Raw genomic sequence first — 16,082 nt, forward strand, 5'->3', positions numbered from 1 at the left:
GCGGCAACGACCGGCCCCCGTCAGCCGGGAGCGCCCGCCCCCACCACGATTTCGGGCTCGTGTCGGACCGGGAAGCTCACCGAGCGGGCGATGAAGCACTTCTCGTGCGCCGCGGCGTGCAGCGCTCGGGCGCGGGCGAGGTCGGTGCCGGGGGCCACGGTCACGCGCGGGCGCAAGGTGACGTGCCGGAAGCGGCCGCCGCCGTCGGGCTCCTCGGCCATCTCGCCTTCGGCCCGGTCCTCGTAGGCCGTCACCACGATACCGGCATCGGCGCACAAGTGCAGGTACCAGAGCTGGTGGCAGGCCGCGAGCGAGGCCACCAGCAGCTCCTCCGGGTTCCAGCGGGCGGGGTCGCCGCGGAAGGCGGGGTCGGAAGAGCCGGGGATCGCGGGCTTGCCAGGGGCCTCGATCCGATGCTCGCGACCGTAATCGCGGTAGCCCGACGTGCCGCTGCCCCGGTTGCCCTCCCAGGTGACGGTCAGCGCATAGCGATGCGCCCGCCCGGCCATGGCCCTACCCGCCGAGCCGCCGCTCGAGCCGGGCCAGGAGCCAGTCCACCTCGGCCCGCGTCTCGGCGCTCAGCTTCGGCGCCGGGGCGCGCAGCGCCGGCGTGGGCAGCGCACCCCGCTTCCACAGCACGTACTTCCTGACGGCGAGCCCGAGCCCCGGCTGCTGCTCGTAGCGCACGAGCGGCAGATAGGCGTCGTAGAGATCGAGCATCTCCTCGTGCCGGCCCTCTCGCGCGAGCCGGCACACCCCGACCAGCATCTCGGGATAGGAGAACCCGGTCATGGCACCGTCGGCACCGCGGAACAGCTCGTGCGGCAGCATGATCCCGCCGTGCCCGCACAGGATCGAGAGCCGTCGCGCCCCCTCGGCCTCCTGGCGGCGGATCGCGGTGATCTTGTCGAGCCCCGGCCAGTCCTCGTGCTTGAGCACGACCATGTTGGGGCAGGCGTCCGCGATCCGACGCACGAGCGAGGCACTCATGGGCGGCCCGCCCGCGAGCGGGAAGTCCTGCAGCACCCAGGGCACGGCCTCACCGATCCGCTCGGCTACCTCCCGGCAATAGGCGAGGATCGCGTCGTCGCCCCGGAGCGTGCCGGGCGGGGCGATCATCACACCGGCGGCCCCTGCCTCCATCACCGCACGGGTGAGCTCGACGAGGCTGGCATAGCCGGGGCTCGACACGCCGACGACGACCGGCGCTCGGACCCGCGCCAGCACCCGCCGCGCCACGGTGAGCGCTTCCCCGTGCGTGAGCTTCGGCGCCTCGCCGAGCTGACCCAAGATCGTGAGTCCGTCGACGCCTTTGCCGAGATACCAGTCGATCAGCCGGTCCAGGCCGTCGAGGTCGAGCTCGCCCGTCTCCCGGAACGGGGTCGCGGCGATGAGGTAGACCCCTCTGGCGTCGCTCGTGAGCATCCTTCCCCTGCCTCCTGCGCTGGACCTTGCTCCGGTCGGATCGGGAGCGCGTTCAGGATTCGTTCATGGTGTCCGGTACCATGGACGCTCGCCGACCCTGCCGGCCCGGCGCACCATAGCCGCGCCGGCGGGATCGGGCGAGAGCCGGAAGGAAACGGAAGGCCGCGGTCCGGCGAGAACCGCGGCCCCGGAGCGGCGGATCGGAAGGGGCTGGCCGATCAGACGCGCGAGGTGGGGCCCGTCGTCGCGGTCACGGTCTCGGTGTCGACGGCGCGGGCGAAGCCGAAATAGGCCGCAGCGATCGTGATCAGCGCGTGCAGCCAGATGTCGTGGCCGAACAGCGGCACGATGCCCCAGAGCGTGTTGAGGCCGGGGATCAGGCCCGCGATCGTCAGGATCGCATAGACCACCGCCGTCGCCTTGGCGAAGCTCCTGGCACCCGCGAAGCTGCGGTAGGCGACGATGCCGTAGAGGCCCCAGACGATGTGCACGAGGTTATGGATCGCGTTGGTCGGGAACAGGCCCAGGAGATAGCCGTAGCTCGCGGCCGTGGCCGGCGCCGGCCCGGCATCGCCGGGCGCCGCGGTGCCGGTCGCCATCGTTTCCATGCCGTGCGAGACGAGGCCCGGAATGAAGCCGGCGATCCCGGCGAGCAGCAGAATGATGCCGAGAATGAGCGCGAACGTGCGCGTGTTCATCCATGTTCTCCGCTTGGCACGCTGCGGAGCCCATGCCGGCTCCTCAGCCCTCGGCATGCAGAACGTGCGCGAGAGACCATAGGTTCCGGCTTCGTTCCGGCAAGGGCAGGGCCTTAGTCCTCAAGGTGCCGCCGCGTCCTCGATCTCGAACGCGGCCCGCTCGCGGCCCTGCCAGACGTCGAGCTTGACCCGGCCGGCGAGCCGCAGCGTGATCCGGCCTTCCAGCAGCATCCGGCCCAGCGCCGTCTGGGCGCTCCTGAACGCGATCCCCTTGACGCGCCCGCCGGCGGTCCCGGCGAGAAGGCAGCTCACGTGCCCGTCGCCCACGACCCGCGCGTTCGTCACCCGCGCATCCGTGAGGCAGAAACGGGGCTCGGCGTTGCCGGGGCCGTAAGGTGCGATCAGGCCGATCTGGTTCGCGAGCGCCGGCTGCGCTGCGCCCACGCTCAAGGCACCGTCGAGCTCGAGCGGCTCGGGCTCCGGCACGCCGGGGCCGCGCTCGGCCGCGAACCGCTCCACGAGGAAGTCGTGGAATCGCCGGATCCCACCCTCCTCCAGCGTCATGCCGGCCGCCATCCCGTGACCGCCGCCATGGACGAGAAGGCCCTGCTGCCGGGCGGCGATCACGGCGGCACCCAGATCGAAGCCGCGGATCGAGCGCGCCGAGCCCTTGGCCACGCCGTCCGCCACCCCCAGCACCACGACCGGCCGGTGGAAGCGCTCGACCAGCCGGCTCGCGACGATGCCGACGATGCCGTGGTGCCAGCCCTGGCCGGCGGCGACCAGCACCGGCAGCCCGGCCGCGGCCTGCGCCTCGACCGCACGCTGGGCGGCGTCGAGCAGAGCGCGCTCGACCGCCTGCCGCTCGGCGTTGAGCGCATCGAGGCGTGCCGCGATCTCCGCCACCTCCACGGGATCCTCGCTCACGAGGAGCCTCGCACCCAGATCCGACTGGCCGATCCGGCCGCCGGCGTTGATCCTGGGGCCGAGCACGAAGCCGAGCTGGCGCGCGTCGGTGACGGCGGCGAGGCCCGCCGCCCGTGCCAGCGCCGCCATGCCGGGAACACCGCTGCCGTGCGCCACCTTCAGGCCCTGGTGGACGAAGGCGCGGTTCAGGCCCGTGAGCGGAACCACGTCGCAGACCGTGCCCAGCGCCACGAGGTCGAGCCAGCCCAGAAGCGGCGGCTCGGGCCGATCGGCGAAGAAGCCCCGCGCGCGCAGCGCCCGGCTCACGCCGACCAGCACCACGAAGGTCACTCCCACCGCTGCCAGATGCTTGAGCGGGCTCTCCTGGTCGACCCGGTTGGGGTTGACCACGGCGAGCGCTTCCGGCAGCCGCTCCTCGGCCGCATGGTGGTCGACGACGATCACCTCGAGCCCGGCCGCCCGTGCCCGGGCCAGCGGCTCGAAGGCGGTGGTGCCGGTGTCGAGGGTGACGACGAGCCGGCAGCCCCGGGCGGCCAGCTCCTCGATCACGCGCGGGTTGGGGCCGTAGCCCTCGAGCAGCCGATCCGGGATCGCGAACGCGACCTCCACCCCGAGCGAGCGCAGATAGCGCGCGGCGAGCGCGGTGGCGGTCGCCCCGTCGACGTCGTAGTCGCCGATGAGCCCCACCTTCTCGCCGCGCAGAACGGCATCCGCCAGCCGCTCGGCGGCTCGGTCGAGATCCAGAAGATGCGAAGGCTCCGGCAGGAAGTGCCGGAGCTTCGGCGCCAGAAAAGCCGCCGCCTCGGCCGGGCGCACGCCGCGGCCGGCGAGCACCCGGCCCACGATCTCGGGCACCCCGTGGAGCTGGCTGATCGCGAGCGCATGCGCCTCGTCGCACGGCCGCAGCCGCCAGCGGCGCCCGAGAACGCTGCGCTCGATCTCCATCGCAGCCGCCTCAGCCCTGGATATGCGGCACCACCTCGGCCTTGACCGGCAGGTTGTGCTCGGTCTCGATGATCCGGACCGTGCCGGTCTTGGAGCGCATCACGATCGACTCGGTGAAGACCTTGCTGCCGCGGCGTCGCACACCCTTGAGCATGGTGCCGTCGGTGACGCCGGTGGCCGCGAACATGACGTCGCCCTTGGCGAGATCGGTCATGTTGTAGATCCGGTCGAGGTCCTCGATCCCCATCCGCCGCGCCCGCGCGCGCTCGTCGTCGTTCCTGAACAGGAGCCGGCCCTGGAACTGGCCGCCGATGCAGCGCAGCGCCGCCGCCGCCAGCACACCCTCGGGTGCTCCGCCACTGCCCATGTAGATGTCGATGCCGCTCTCGGGCCGGGCGGTGGCGATCACACCGGCAACGTCGCCGTCGCTGATGAGCCGGATGCGCGCTCCCACCTTGCGCACCGCCGCGATCAGCTCCGCGTGCCGCGGCCGGTCGAGGATCAGCACGACCAGCTCGCCCACGGGCACGCCCTTGGCCTCGGCCAGCCGGTGGAGGTTCTCGGCCGGGCTGTCGGTGAGCTTGACCACGCCCTCGGGCAGGCCGCCGCCGACGGCGATCTTGTCCATGTAGGTGTCGGGGGCGTTGAGGAAGCCGCCGTGCGGCGCCATGGCGAGGCAGGAGATCGCGTTGGCGCCGCCCTTGGCGGTGATCGTGGTGCCCTCGAGCGGGTCGAGGGCGATGTCCATCTTGGGACCGCGGCCGGTGCCGACCTTCTCGCCGATGTAGAGCATCGGCGCCTCGTCGCGCTCGCCCTCGCCGATCACGACCGTGCCGTCGATGTCGAGCACGTTGAGCGCCTGACGCATGGCGTCGACCGCGGCCTGGTCCGCCGCCTTCTCGTCGCCGTGGCCGATCAGCTTGGCGCTGGCGAGAGCCGCCGCCTCGGTGACGCGCACGCTGTCGAGGGCCAAGTTGCGGTCCTCGCTCAGATACTGCTTCATTCTTCCCCCCGTCTCCTCCGGACGACGCCGCTCTCTCGCGGGCGTCTTCCGCTCATGGACGCTCGATGCGGATCATCCGCGGCGGTTCCAGCACCGACGCCAGCGCGCCGATGCGCTGGAGAGCGCCGCGCATGTCGGCCTCGAGCGCATCATGGCTCGTGAGCACGATCGGCACCGCCTGACCGGGATTGCGGCCGCGCTGGATCAAGGATTCGATCGACACGTTGTGATCGCGGAGCACGGCCGAGATGTCGGCGAGCACGCCCGGCTGGTCCACCACCATGAGGCGGATGTAGTAGCAGCCCCGGTGCGCCGTCATGGGGGCGATCGGATGATCGGCGAGCCCGCTCGCCGGCACGCCGAAGACCGGCAGGCGCAGGCCCCGCGCGATATCGACGATGTCGGCGACCACGGCCGAGGCCGTGGGTCCGGCACCGGCACCCCGGCCCTCGTGCACGACCGAGCCCACCCGGTCGCCCTCGACCACGACACCGTTGAACACCCCCTCGACCTGGGCGATGGGCGCTTCCGCCGGCACCATGCAGGGATGGACCCGCTGCTCGAGCCCGGCCGCGGTCATCCGCGCCACGCCGAGCAGCTTGATCCGGTAGCCGAGCTGGCCCGCGAAGGCGATGTCCATGGCCGAGACGTGCCGGATGCCCTCGATGTGGACCGCATCGAAGCGCGGCCGCCCGCCGAAGGCGAGCGAGGCCAGCAGCGTCAGCTTGTGCGCGGCGTCGATCCCGTCGACGTCGAACGAGGGATCGGCCTCGGCATAGCCCAGGGCCTGCGCCTCGGCCAGCACGTCCGCGAACTCGCGGCCGGTCTCGCGCATCGTCGTCAGGATGAAGTTGCAGGTACCGTTCAGGATGCCCGAGACGCTGACGATCCGGTTGGCGGCGAGCCCCTGGCGCAGAGACTTGATGATCGGAATGCCGCCCGCGACCGCGGCCTCCCAACCCAAAGGCGCGCCCGTGCTCTCGGCGAGGCGCGCCAGCTCGGTGCCGTGATGGGCGAGCATCGCCTTGTTCGCGGTCACGACGGGCCGGCCACGCCTCAGGCACGCCCGCACGAGCTCGAGCGCTATCCCGTCGCTGCCGCCGATCAGCTCGCACACCAGATCGACCTCGGGGTCCTCGGCGAGCGCTCGCGCATCCTCGTGCCAGCGCAGGCCGCCGAGGTCGAGGTCGCGCTTGCGGCCCGGATCGCGGGCGCTCACCGCCGTCACCACGAGCCGGCAGCCGGTGCGGCGGGTGAGCAGTTCCGCGTTCTCCCGCAAGGTGCGCAGCGTGCCGCCGCCGACCGTGCCGAGCCCGGCGATGCCGATGCGCAAGCTCTTCTCCCCGTTCGCCATCACGCCACCGCCTTCTCGGGCTGGGCCGCATCCGCCGCCGTCTCGCCGCCGTGCCGGGCGAGGAAGGCGCGAATGTTGCGCACGGCCTGCCGCAGGCGGTGCTTGTTCTCGACCAGCGCCATGCGCACATAGCCTTCGCCGTACTCGCCGAAGCCGATCCCGGGCGAGACCGCCACGTCCGCCTCCTCGAGCAGCAGCTTCGCGAAGCCCAGGGAGCCCAGATGGCGGAACCGCTTCGGTACCGGCGCCCAGCAGAACATGGTGGCGTCGGGTTTCGGGATCGGCCAGCCGGCCTTGGCGAGTCCGTCGACCAGGACGTCGCGCCGCTCGCGATAGAGCTTGCGGAACCCCTCCACACAGTCCTGCGGCCCGTTGAGCGCCGCCGTCGCCGCCACCTGGATCGGGGTGAAGGCGCCATAGTCGAGGTAGGACTTGATCCGGGTCAGCGCCGAGACGAGCCGGGTGTTGCCGGCGGCGAAGCCGATACGCCAGCCCGGCATGGAATAGGTCTTGGAGAGCGAGCCGAACTCGATCGCGACGTCGAAAGCACCGGGTGCCTGCAGGATCGAGGGCGGCGGCTCGTCGCCGAAATAGATCTCGGCATAGGCGATGTCGGAGAGGAGCCAGATCTCCTTGGCCTTCGCCCAGGCGACCATCTCCTTGTAGAAGTCGAGGTCGCAGGTGAGCGCCGTCGGGTTCGAAGGGAAGTTCAGCACCACCATGCTGGGTGCCGGCACCGAATGCTCGGCGGCATGCGCGAGCTCGCGCATGAGATCGATTCCCGGTCCGAACGGCACGTGCCGGATCGAGGCGCCGGCGATGATGAAGCCGAAGGGATGGATCGGGTAGCTCGGGTTGGGGGTGAGGATCGTGTCGCCCGGTGCCGTGATCGCCTGGGCGAGGTTGGCGAGCCCCTCCTTCGAGCCCAGCGTCACGCACACCTGGGTCTCGGGGTCGAGCCTGACCCCGAAGCGCCGCTCGTAATAGCCGGCCCAGGCCTTCCGCAGGCCCGGAATGCCGCGCGAGGTCGAGTAGCGGTGCGTCTTTCCGTCCCGCACGGTCTCGACCAGCTTGTCGACGATGTGCTTGGGCGTGGGGCTGTCCGGGTTGCCCATCCCGAGATCGATGATGTCGCGGCCCGCGGCTCGGGCCGCCGCCTTGAGCCGGTTGACCTCGGCGAAGACGTAGGGCGGCAGGCGACGGATGCGGTGGAATTCGGGCTCTTTCATGCGCTCGATCCAGGAGATGCGGCGGCCCGAGCCGCGGGCCGCCATCTTGGCCGTGCTTCCTAGCACGTTTCGCGCGGATCGCGAATCCGCATCCGGGCCGAAGCTGCTGCGGCTTTGCGCTCAGCTCGGCCGGGACGCCGCGAGGTAGACGACCACCTCGTCGCCCACGCCGCCCGTGCTGAGCTCGAGCTGGCTCGCGGAGGCGCCGGCCTGCATGAGCGCCATCGCCACCTGCCGGCCGCGGTCGATGCCGAGCCCCGCCGGCGCGGCCGGTGCCACGATCCTGAGCCCTGCTCCGGCGGCACGTGCGATCTCGACCGCCTGGGCGAGCCGGCTCCGGGCGTCGGCGGCGAGGCTCGTGCTCCGTGGGGCGAACGACACGCGGGCCACCACCGAGCCCGCGGCCGGAACCTGGCGCGGTACGTGGGCCGCGCTCCGGGCCGGCGACTCCACGGCAGCGGTCGTCGCGACCGGCTGCGGGACCCCGGCGGCGCTCTTCTCTCCATCGTTGCCGCCCTCGTCGAGGCCCAGAAGCCCGCCGAGATAGCTGCCGAAGCGCTGGATCGCACCGGGTTGCGCCTCGACCTTGCCTTGTCTCGCCCCGGCCGCAGGGGGCGCCGCGGGCGGCTGCCCGCCGGAAGCGGGTGCCGCACCCTCGGCCGGCTGCGCCGGGCCGGACAGGCCCAGGGCTTCGGTGATCGAGGCCGGACCGTAAGGGTCCGGGATCTTGCGCCCGAGGCGGCGCATGAACTTCCGCAGGCGGCCATCGTCGGCGGCGGCGTTCAGGTTCTCCTCGACATAGGCGCGGGCGATGGCCGCATCGCCGGGCGGCTGGCCCGCCGCGGCCGGCTGCGCCGCTTTCTGCGGCGCTCCTGCGGTCTCGGCCGCCGCCGGCGCCGGTGCCGCCGGCGGCGGCGTCTTGCTCTGGCCGGTGGCGTAAGCCAGCTCGGCCGCGCGATGCCGCGCGTTCTCGCGGTCGGCCACGAGCGCATCCGCGATCGCGCGCCGCTGCTCGACCGTATAGCTCAGGTGTGGGCGCGGCGGCACGCTCGCGAGGTCGGGATAGTCGCTGGGCGAGGCCGGGACGGCGGGGCTCGCCCCCGGCCTGCCGGAGCGCTCGCAGGCGGCTGTGGCCAGGAGCAGCAGGAGGGCGCAGCCGGAGGCCATGCTGCGCTGCAACGAAATGCCGCGTGGCAGAAGGCTGCCCGTCGCATGCCGGCCACGGGTGCCGGGTGATATCGCCCGCTTCGGATCGTTGGCGACAGATCGCGGATTGACTACATACACGGTCCGGTAGCGATCCAGCTGTAGAGATTTCCCGACCGGCGGAGGCTCATCGACAGGGCTCGGGCGATTCCCGAAGGCCCGGCGATGGGCGAGCGCGCAGCGCGGCGCGGTGGATGATAGGGGATTGGAAGATGGCCGAGCAACAGCAAGCGCAGGCGGGGGACGAGCAGTCCGAGCAGGTTGTGGCGATCCTCGGCGACATCGCCGAGCGCAGCCGCAAGCTGGTCGAGGACTTCCTCGTCCGGCAGAAGGACATCGACGTGGCGGGCTCGGCCGTGCCCGGCGTGGACGGCTCCAGGATCGGCGGCACGTTCCTCGAGATGTGCACGCGGCTGATGAGCAACCCGCACGAGCTGGTCCAGGCCCAGTTCCAGCTCTGGCAGGACTATGTCCGCCTGTGGCACACCACGGCCCAACGCATGATGGGGGTCGAGGTCGAGCCGGTGATCGTCCCCGATCGCGCCGACCGCCGCTTCAAGGACGCCGCCTGGAACGAGAACGCACTGTTCGACTTCATCAAGCAGTCCTATCTCCTGACCTCGAAGTACCTGATGCAGGTCGCGGCCAAGAAGGACGGGCTCAACGACAAGACGCAGCAGAAAATCGAGTTCTACACGCGTCAGTTCGTCGAGATGATGGCGCCCTCGAACTTCGTCGTCACCAACCCCGAGGTCCTGCGGGCCACCCTCGAGACCCGCGGCGAGAACCTCCTGCGCGGCCTCAAGAACATGCTCGAGGACCTCGAGCGCGGCAAAGGAAGGCTCGCGATCAGGATGACCGATCTCGACGCGTTCGAGGTCGGCAAGAACATCGCGACCACGCCCGGCAAGGTCGTGTTCCAGACCGACCTCATGCAGCTCATCCAGTACGCGCCCGCGACCGAGCAGGTCCACAAACGGCCGCTCGTGATCGTGCCGCCCTGGATCAACAAGTTCTACATCCTCGACCTGCAGCCCAAGAACAGCTTCATCAAGTACTGCGTCGACCAGGGCTTCACCGTGTTCGTGCTGTCCTGGGTCAACCCCGACGAGAAGCTCGCCCACAAGTCCTTCGAACACTACATGTTCGAGGGCCCGCTCGCGGCGCTCGATGCCATCGAGCAGGCGACCGGCGAGAAGGAGGTCACCGCCATCGGCTACTGCCTCGGCGGCACGCTTCTTGCCTCCACGCTCGCCTGGATGAAGGCCAAGGGCGACGAGCGGATCAAGGCCGCCACCTTCTTCACGAGTCTCGTCGACTTCACCGATCCCGGCGAGCTCGGTGTGTTCATCGACGAGGAGCAGCTCGCCGCCATCGAGAAGATGATGGCGAAACGCGGCTATCTCGAGGGCTCGGAGATGGCCACGACCTTCAACATGCTGCGCGCCAGCGACCTGATCTGGTCGTTCGTGATCAACAACTATCTCCTCGGCAAGGACCCGTTCCCCTTCGACCTCCTCTACTGGAACTCCGACAGCACCCGCATGCCGGCGGCGATGCACAGCTTCTATCTGCGCAAGTGCTATCACGAGAACGCGCTGGTCAGGCCGGGCGGCGTCACCCTGGGCGGCGTGCCGATCGACCTGCGGACGATCGACGTCCCGGTCTACTGGCTCTCGACCAAGGAGGACCACATCGCCCCCTGGAAGAGCACCTACGCCGCGACCCAGATCTACCGGGGGCCGAAGAAGTTCGTCCTCGCCGGCTCGGGCCACATCGCGGGCGTGGTCAACCCGCCGGCGTCCGGCAAGTACGGCTACTGGCTCAACGACCGGCTCCCGGCCGACCCGGATGCCTGGTACGCGGGCGCCACCCACCACGAGGGCTCGTGGTGGAACGACTGGGCGCAGTGGAACGCCTCGTTCGCGGGCGAGATGGTCCCGGCCCGTCGTCCCGGCGACGGCAAGCTGAAGCCGATCGAGGCCGCCCCCGGCTCCTACGTCAAGGTGCGCCTGGTCTGAGGTCGGGCCGAAGCCTTCTCTGCTCCGTCACCAGGGCCGGCACCCGCGCGGATGCCGGCCCTGGTCGGTTTTCGAGGGGATGTCAACTCGGCGGCCGTGGCCGTCCGCCGTTGACGTCCCTACGGTCGGGCCCATTCGGCCCGCGGTCCGTCACCCCGCCTCGGCGGCGCTGCGCTCGATGTGCGCCGCCAGCGCGTCCAGCCGGCGTGCGGCCGTGGCGACCGCCCAGGCCGCGCGCTCGCGGATCGCACCCTCCACCCGCGCGAGCTCGCCCTTCAGCCGCTCGAGCTCGCTCCGCGCTTCGTCGAGCTGATCGGCGAGCACGAGGCTCGTCATCAGCAGCATCATCTCCTCGCCGAGCCCGCGCTGCCCCTGGATCAGGCCGGCGGCGCACTGGTCCACCAGACGGGCGAGCTGGTGCACGCGGAACGCCTCGCCGGCGCCGCACTGCAGGCGGAACCGACGTCCGCCGATCGTCACCTCGACCGTGTCCATTCCCTCAGCCGCGCTCCTGCTCGCCGAGCGCTCGCTGGAGCTGGGCCAGGACGGCGCGGCCCGCCTGCTCGAGCCGCTCGCCGCGGGCCTTGGTGCCGGCGAGCTCGCGCCCGAGCCGCTCGCACTCGCCCTTGAGCATCAGCGCCTCGCGCTCGAGCGTCTGGGCGCGGCCCGACGCCTGCGCCGCCTGCTTCTCGAGCCGCTCCTTCTCGCCCGAGACCACACGAAGCTGCTGCTGGAGCTGCTCGACCGCGCTCCTGAGCTCCCGGATCTGCCGCTCGGCCTCGCTCGCCCGCTGCGCGCTTTCGGCCGCCGCCCGCTCGGCGCGCGCCTGAGCCGCGGCCAGTTCGCGCTGCAGCCGCTCCCGCTCGGCCGCGAGCCCGTCGCGCGCCCCGGCCGCCGCCGCGTGCTCCGCGCGGGCGCGTTCCGCCTCGGCCTCGGCCGCCGCGACTCGTCGCGCGGCTGCCGCCTCCACCGCCTCGATCCGTCGCGCGGCTTCGGCCTCGGCCGCCGCCGTCCGCGCCTTCGCCTCGGCCTCCGCGACCGCGACCCGCCGCTCGGCTTCGGCCTCGATCCGCCGCCATTCCTGCAGGCGTCCGATCAGGCCCTCGAACCGGCCGAACGCCGCATCGAGCTCCTTCTCCGCCGCGTCGAGCGCTCCCATCCCCGCCCGCGTTCCTTTCGCCAGCGCCACCACCCGCGTGGCCTTGCCATGCGGTGCGGGCGCCGTCAACGCGTGCGCTCGACCGGCCCGGAGGAGCCCGGCCCCGCGTCGCTGTCGGCTTCTTCCCCGAGATCGGCGCACAGGCTGCGCAGCCGGCCCTCGAGGCGATCCCAGAGGAGCAGATAGATCTCGTCCCCGAGCCGTCGGCCGGCCTCGGTCAGACGGATGCCGGCCTCGGTCCGCTCGACCAGGCCCTTCGCCGCCAGCCGGCCCAAGGAGCGCCGCGCCGTCTCGACCGGCAGCGCCGAGGCGAGAGCCAGGCCGCGAAGCGACGCGGCGCCGTCCGCCATGGCGAGGCACTGGTAGAGAACGATGTCGTTGGTGTTGAGCTTCTGCTCGTTCGCGAAGCGCAGGAACTCGAACAGCACGAGACGCAGCTTTTCCCGCGTCGACCGCTTCATGCCCGGGCGTCTCACGTTTCCGTCCCTCACGTCGACCGGTCGAGTCTCGTCGCACATGGATATTGCATCGGATCGACCCAACTTTTCCGTCCTTTTCGCATATTTTTGGACGCTTGAAAGATGATTGTTGTCCGAAGAAGCGGTCTTCCGTCCCAAATCAGGACGCTAGCGGATTGTGATCCGCGCGTTCGAAGCTAACCTGCCAATGATACCTGGACATGCCCGGTCGTCACATCGCCGCGGCGTGCGATCCGAGCACCGTGCCTGTCGTCCGGCCCTGCCGCCGGCGGCCCGGCAGCGAGCAAGGGGGTATGCGGCCGCGTCCCGCGGGGGGACGGGTTGCTGAACGAGACGAGCAAGGATATTCGATCATGCCTTATTACTATGGTACCGTCGGTGACGACGTCATCAACGGATCGGACTGGGACGACTACATTTACGGCGGGCCGAACGGCTATTACTGGGACGGCCCCGGCCGTGACACGCTCTACGGCAACGGCGGCAACGACTATCTCTACGGCGGCGAGAGCGCCGACAAGCTCTACGGTGGTGCCGGCAACGACTACCTCAACGGCTACACCGGCAACGACGAGTACTACTTCTCCGGCAGCTTCGGTCAGGACACGATCGAAGACTATTACGGCTCGAACAAGGTCGTCTTCACCGATCTCGACATTTCCGATGTCAGCTTCGAATATGACGGAGACGATCTGTTCATCATGAAGAACGGATCGAGCGACCGGGTGGCCATCCGGGACTATCATGACTACAGCGGCTACTACACCATCCAGTTCGCCGACGGCATCTGGACCAACGGCCCGACCAACGGCAACGACACCCTGATCGGGACCTGGGGCGACGACCGGATCGACGCGCTCGCCGGCAACGACTCGGTCAGCGGCGGCTGGGGCAACGACACGCTCACCGGCAACACCGGCAACGACCGGCTCTACGGCGAGGGAGGCGACGACTGGCTGATCGGCGGCCCCGGCAACGACGTCCTCGACGGCGGCGTCGGCAGCGACTGGGCCAACTACTGGCGCGACGGCGGCACGGGCGGCGTGACGGTCGACCTCGCGCTGGGCAGGGCCACGCGCGGCGGCGAGACCGACACGCTCTACAGCATCGAGAACGTCGGCGGTACCGACTACAACGACACCATCAAGGGCAACAGCCTCGCCAACTATCTCACCGGCGGCAACGGCAACGACTCCATCTACGGCGTCGACGGCAACGACCTGCTCGCCGGCGGCAACGGCAACGATCTCCTGGACGGCGGCACCGGCAGCGACACCGTGACCTACGAGGTGAGCGGTGCCGCGGTGAAGATCGACCTCGGCCTGGCCAAGGGCATGCGCGGCAGCGAGGTCGACCGGTTCGTCGGCATCGAGAACGCCAAGGGCTCGAGCTTCGCCGACGAGATCCGGGGCAGCTCGGGCGCCAACGAGCTGAACGGGCTCGGCGGCAACGACACGCTCTACGGCGGCGCCGGCAACGACGTCCTCTATGGCGGCACGGGCAACGACAGGATCATCGGCCAGACGGGCTATGATCGGATGTACGGCGAAGCCGGCAAGGACGTGTTCGACATCAATCCGGGCGATACCGGCATCGGCCCCGGCCATCGCGACATCATCGTCGACTTCCAGCGCGGCAGCGACAAGATCGACCTCGCCTCGTTCGACGCCAACGCGAGCCGGGCGGGCGATCAGGCCTTCACCTTCATCGGCACCAACGGCTTCACCGCCGCGGGCCAGCTCCACTATCTCTACGATGGCAGCAACACCATCGTCCAGGCCAGCACCGACGCCGATTCCCAGCCCGAGCTCGAGATCCAGCTCACCGGCAGGATCGCGCTGACAGCGGCGGATTTCGTCCTCTGAAGCGAGCTTCCGCTGCATCGGGCGGAGCGGCTGCCGGTGTCATGGGCCAGCCATGACGCTCGACGGTAGCTCCGCCTGGTCCGTTGGAAACTGGCCCTGGTGCCGTCCGCGGACGGTCCGGAGCGATCCTCGTCCCGATTCCTCCCATGTCTCGCGTGGGAAGGATCGGGACGGGGCGCTTCCGCCCGGCCGCGAGCCGGCGCTTCAGTGCTGCAGCGCTCGCGCCAGCTCGGCCTTGTCCATCTTGGAGCGGCCCGGAATGCCCTGTCGCTTGGCCTCGGCGTAGAGCTCGGCCCGCGTCCGACCGTCGCCGCCCGACGCACGGCGTCTGCCACCCTCCTTCTGCGCCCGCGCGGTCTGGCCCGCCCGCTCCTTGCGCTTGGTGCGGGCGAGATGGCGCCGGTTCGCCGCCTCGCTCTCCTGTTTCGAGGTGCCGGCCTCGTGCAGCGCGATCGCGATCGCCTGCCGGGGGTTCCTCACCTTCCGGCCATGGGTCTCGAGCTCGCCGTGCTTGAACTCGTGCATGACCCGCTCGACCGTCTCCTTCTGCGCTCTCGACTGCCGTGTCATAGGAGATCTCCGGATTGGATTCTTCCCGCTGCACAACCCCGACCCGGCCCGGTCTGTTCCAGTGCCGATGTGCTGCTGCGATCGGCCGCATTCTTCTTCTCGTCGCAGCGACATCTTCGTCCGCCCACTTCCCGGGCGGCCGGAACTGTCCTACATCATCGGCGTCTGTTTAGCCTCCCTGATCCTTGCTGCTTCGGCCGGGTGGAGCGATCCACCCGGCCTTTTCTTTACTTGGCAGCGACTCGAGGCCGGGATTCCCGGAACATCACGCGAAATCGCCCCTCTTCGTGACACTCGGGCGTGCTTGCCGGACGGCGACCGGAAATGGAGCAGACAGGTCTGGCATCGCCCTATGGCAGAGCCTCGGCTGGCACAAGACGAAGAGGCTGATTTCTCATGATGCTCCGGAGATCCCGCCTCTCTTGACTATATTCCTAGATCCGGCTAGGCTCGGGCCAGCTGCCCCTCAGCCCGGACCTGCCCCCCGTGCCCGACCTCGCCCCCAATACCGCCACAGCCGACCCGTCCCCCGCCCCGCAGCAGCGCGGCCCCAAGACCCCGGAGGGCAAGGCCCGCTCGTCCATGAACGCCCTCGAGCACGGCCTGCGCGCCAAGAGCTTCCGGCTCCTGCCCGAGGAGAGCGGCACCGCCTTCGCCGCCTTCGTCCGCCGGCTCGAGGCCACTTACGCCCCCGAGGACGCGAGCGAGCAGGCGGCGATCGAGGCGCTCGCCACCGCCTTCTGGCAGGCGAGCCGCGCCGATGCGCAAGAAGCGGCGGTGCTCGTCGCCCTGCGCGCCGAAGCGAGCGTGGTCGACGGGCTGGATCTGATCGAGGCACCGGCACCCCGCGCCGCGCTCGCGACGGTGCTGCGCTACCAGGCGGCAGCGCAGAACGCCGCCCGGCGGGCGCTCGACCTGTTCTTGAAGCACCGCAAGGCCAAGCGCGCCGGCCTGTTCGCCCCGCGCGCGGCCACCGCCGCAGCACCGGTACCAGCCCCGGCGGCCGAGGACACCGCGGGGGCGGGTGAGACGGGCACGAGGGATATTTGCACGAACGAATTGTCGCCACGGCCGAGCGAACCCGAGCCGCCGGGCCGCCTGGTCGAGCCCGCCCCGCCCGAGGAGGACGCGGCGGTCCTGCCGCCGGTCGAGGCCGACCCCGCGCGCGAGGCGGCCCGGCTCGCCATCCTCGCCTCGCTCG

The 16,082-nt window shown here is 70.6% G+C and carries 15 protein-coding genes; 3 read left to right on the forward strand and 12 right to left on the reverse strand.

Going from position 1 to position 16,082, the window contains the following annotated elements; all coding sequences use genetic code 11:
• Positions 1-20 precede the first annotated feature (20 nt).
• The 8 genes from U1T56_RS09440 to U1T56_RS09475 all read right to left on the reverse strand — a co-directional run bounded on the left by U1T56_RS09440 (position 21) and on the right by U1T56_RS09475 (position 8,748).
• Entirely contained in the window at positions 21-509 is a 489-nt protein-coding gene (locus U1T56_RS09440; protein WP_418159208.1) for an OsmC family protein, read from the reverse strand.
• A 4-nt stretch (positions 510-513) separates the two neighbouring features.
• Positions 514-1,425 carry a dihydrodipicolinate synthase family protein gene (locus U1T56_RS09445; protein ID WP_418159209.1) on the reverse strand — a complete coding sequence of 304 codons (912 nt, stop codon included), beginning with the start codon at positions 1,423-1,425 and terminating at the stop codon, positions 514-516.
• A 218-nt stretch (positions 1,426-1,643) separates the two neighbouring features.
• Positions 1,644-2,123: a DUF4383 domain-containing protein gene (locus tag U1T56_RS09450; RefSeq protein ID WP_418159210.1), complete on the reverse strand. Its 480-nt coding sequence runs from the start codon at positions 2,121-2,123 to the stop codon at positions 1,644-1,646.
• A 120-nt stretch (positions 2,124-2,243) separates the two neighbouring features.
• Positions 2,244-3,995 carry a single-stranded-DNA-specific exonuclease RecJ gene (recJ, locus tag U1T56_RS09455; protein ID WP_418159211.1) on the reverse strand — a complete coding sequence of 584 codons (1,752 nt, stop codon included), beginning with the start codon at positions 3,993-3,995 and terminating at the stop codon, positions 2,244-2,246.
• A gap of 10 nt (positions 3,996-4,005) precedes the next feature.
• Positions 4,006-4,998: a class II fructose-bisphosphatase gene (gene glpX, locus U1T56_RS09460; RefSeq protein WP_418159212.1), complete on the reverse strand. Its 993-nt coding sequence runs from the start codon at positions 4,996-4,998 to the stop codon at positions 4,006-4,008.
• Between the two features lie 52 nt (positions 4,999-5,050).
• Positions 5,051-6,352, reverse strand: coding sequence for a homoserine dehydrogenase (locus U1T56_RS09465; protein ID WP_418159229.1), 1,302 nt, complete (start codon positions 6,350-6,352; stop codon positions 5,051-5,053).
• Positions 6,352-7,581, reverse strand: coding sequence for an LL-diaminopimelate aminotransferase (locus tag U1T56_RS09470; RefSeq protein ID WP_418159230.1), 1,230 nt, complete (start codon positions 7,579-7,581; stop codon positions 6,352-6,354). The genes U1T56_RS09465 and U1T56_RS09470 overlap by 1 nt, the downstream gene beginning before the upstream one ends.
• Before the next feature lie 120 nt (positions 7,582-7,701).
• The gene (locus tag U1T56_RS09475; protein WP_418159213.1) at positions 7,702-8,748 is read right to left on the reverse strand and encodes a hypothetical protein; all 1,047 of its coding nucleotides are present in this window, start codon (positions 8,746-8,748) and stop codon (positions 7,702-7,704) included.
• 251 nt (positions 8,749-8,999) lie between these two features.
• On the opposite strand from U1T56_RS09475, the gene U1T56_RS09480 reads away from it, so the two are divergent.
• Positions 9,000-10,808 (forward strand): PHA/PHB synthase family protein, encoded by a 1,809-nt coding sequence (locus U1T56_RS09480; protein ID WP_418159214.1) that lies wholly within the window; start codon positions 9,000-9,002, stop codon positions 10,806-10,808.
• 150 nt (positions 10,809-10,958) lie between these two features.
• On the opposite strand, the gene U1T56_RS09485 is transcribed toward U1T56_RS09480, so the two are convergent.
• Genes U1T56_RS09485 through U1T56_RS09495 form a run of 3 tightly spaced genes read right to left on the reverse strand, consistent with a single transcriptional unit; the run spans position 10,959 to position 12,428 of the window.
• Positions 10,959-11,303, reverse strand: a complete 345-nt coding sequence (locus U1T56_RS09485) for a cell division protein ZapA (RefSeq protein ID WP_418159215.1) — start codon at positions 11,301-11,303, stop codon at positions 10,959-10,961.
• Positions 11,304-11,307: 4 nt separating this feature from the next.
• Positions 11,308-12,036 (reverse strand): coiled-coil domain-containing protein, encoded by a 729-nt coding sequence (locus U1T56_RS09490; protein WP_418159216.1) that lies wholly within the window; start codon positions 12,034-12,036, stop codon positions 11,308-11,310.
• The gene (locus U1T56_RS09495; RefSeq protein WP_418159217.1) at positions 12,033-12,428 is read right to left on the reverse strand and encodes a hypothetical protein; all 396 of its coding nucleotides are present in this window, start codon (positions 12,426-12,428) and stop codon (positions 12,033-12,035) included. The genes U1T56_RS09490 and U1T56_RS09495 overlap by 4 nt, the downstream gene beginning before the upstream one ends.
• 371 nt (positions 12,429-12,799) lie before the next feature.
• Here U1T56_RS09495 and U1T56_RS09500 point away from each other — a divergent pair, with 371 nt between their 5' ends.
• Positions 12,800-14,311 carry a calcium-binding protein gene (locus U1T56_RS09500; protein WP_418159218.1) on the forward strand — a complete coding sequence of 504 codons (1,512 nt, stop codon included), beginning with the start codon at positions 12,800-12,802 and terminating at the stop codon, positions 14,309-14,311.
• A gap of 204 nt (positions 14,312-14,515) precedes the next feature.
• On the opposite strand, the gene U1T56_RS09505 is transcribed toward U1T56_RS09500, so the two are convergent.
• Entirely contained in the window at positions 14,516-14,881 is a 366-nt protein-coding gene (locus tag U1T56_RS09505; RefSeq protein ID WP_418159219.1) for a DUF6496 domain-containing protein, read from the reverse strand.
• 486 nt (positions 14,882-15,367) lie between these two features.
• On the opposite strand from U1T56_RS09505, the gene U1T56_RS09510 reads away from it, so the two are divergent.
• Positions 15,368-16,082, forward strand: a 715-nt coding sequence (locus tag U1T56_RS09510; protein ID WP_418159220.1) for a hypothetical protein, incomplete at its 3' end; no start/stop codon positions are given.

Origin of the sequence: Benzoatithermus flavus (genome assembly GCF_037908215.1) — a bacterium.
GTDB classification, from domain to species: domain Bacteria; phylum Pseudomonadota; class Alphaproteobacteria; order Geminicoccales; family Geminicoccaceae; genus Benzoatithermus; species Benzoatithermus flavus.

What these genes read in the sequence shown, in the direction of transcription:
- U1T56_RS09440 (WP_418159208.1), bottom strand. Translation starts at nt 509, where the DNA reads ATGGCCGGGCGGGCGCATCGCTATGCGCTGACCGTCACCTGGGAGGGC.
- U1T56_RS09445 (WP_418159209.1), bottom strand. Translation starts at nt 1,425, where the DNA reads ATGCTCACGAGCGACGCCAGAGGGGTCTACCTCATCGCCGCGACCCCG.
- U1T56_RS09450 (WP_418159210.1), bottom strand. Translation starts at nt 2,123, where the DNA reads ATGAACACGCGCACGTTCGCGCTCATTCTCGGCATCATTCTGCTGCTC.
- recJ (WP_418159211.1), bottom strand. Translation starts at nt 3,995, where the DNA reads ATGGAGATCGAGCGCAGCGTTCTCGGGCGCCGCTGGCGGCTGCGGCCG.
- glpX (WP_418159212.1), bottom strand. Translation starts at nt 4,998, where the DNA reads ATGAAGCAGTATCTGAGCGAGGACCGCAACTTGGCCCTCGACAGCGTG.
- U1T56_RS09465 (WP_418159229.1), bottom strand. Translation starts at nt 6,352, where the DNA reads ATGGCGAACGGGGAGAAGAGCTTGCGCATCGGCATCGCCGGGCTCGGC.
- U1T56_RS09470 (WP_418159230.1), bottom strand. Translation starts at nt 7,581, where the DNA reads ATGAAAGAGCCCGAATTCCACCGCATCCGTCGCCTGCCGCCCTACGTC.
- U1T56_RS09475 (WP_418159213.1), bottom strand. Translation starts at nt 8,748, where the DNA reads ATGGCCTCCGGCTGCGCCCTCCTGCTGCTCCTGGCCACAGCCGCCTGC.
- U1T56_RS09480 (WP_418159214.1), top strand. Translation starts at nt 9,000, where the DNA reads ATGGCCGAGCAACAGCAAGCGCAGGCGGGGGACGAGCAGTCCGAGCAG.
- U1T56_RS09485 (WP_418159215.1), bottom strand. Translation starts at nt 11,303, where the DNA reads ATGGACACGGTCGAGGTGACGATCGGCGGACGTCGGTTCCGCCTGCAG.
- U1T56_RS09495 (WP_418159217.1), bottom strand. Translation starts at nt 12,428, where the DNA reads ATGAAGCGGTCGACGCGGGAAAAGCTGCGTCTCGTGCTGTTCGAGTTC.
- U1T56_RS09500 (WP_418159218.1), top strand. Translation starts at nt 12,800, where the DNA reads ATGCCTTATTACTATGGTACCGTCGGTGACGACGTCATCAACGGATCG.
- U1T56_RS09505 (WP_418159219.1), bottom strand. Translation starts at nt 14,881, where the DNA reads ATGACACGGCAGTCGAGAGCGCAGAAGGAGACGGTCGAGCGGGTCATG.